Annotated in this window: 1 pseudogene; it reads right to left on the bottom strand. The window is 46.0% G+C overall.

The annotated features are described in order from the left end of the window. Positions 1 to 461: pseudogene (locus tag A5N85_RS15860) on the bottom strand (hypothetical protein); the annotation flags it as partial.

The raw sequence follows: 461 nt of genomic DNA, 5'->3' as shown, positions 1-461 counted from the left end.
TCTCGGTCTCGGTCTCGGTCTCGGTCGTCGGTCTCGGTCTCGGTCTCGGTCTCGGTCTCGGTCTCGGTCTCGGTCTCGGTCTCGGTCTCGGTAACAGTTTTTACCGTTTCCTCAACTTCTTCAACGGATTGGTTTTCTGGCTCTTCGTGATTTTCACGACGCTCTTTCAATTCAGCTTCTTTATTTTCTGATGACAGCTCAATCACTTCTTCGTCAGGTTCTTCGGCATCCGCCACTTTTTGTGCAGCTTCTGTTTCAGTTGAAGCATCATGATTTAAAAATGCGACTAATCCCGGTGCACGCGTATTAACCGCGGGTGCATTCAATTTTTCATCTTCATCTTGCTCTGTTGTTTCAACAAACTCATCAGACTCAGCAAAGCTTTCGCTTTTTTCTATTGCTAGGGCATCTTCAATGCGGTTACCAATATTGTCATCATTCTTTTCTTCAGCAATGACTTG

Origin of the sequence: Suttonella ornithocola (genome assembly GCF_001889065.1) — a bacterium.
In the GTDB taxonomy this organism is placed as follows: Bacteria; Pseudomonadota; Gammaproteobacteria; order Cardiobacteriales; family Cardiobacteriaceae; genus Suttonella_A; species Suttonella_A ornithocola.
This window is presented reverse-complemented; position numbering and strand designations above follow the sequence as displayed.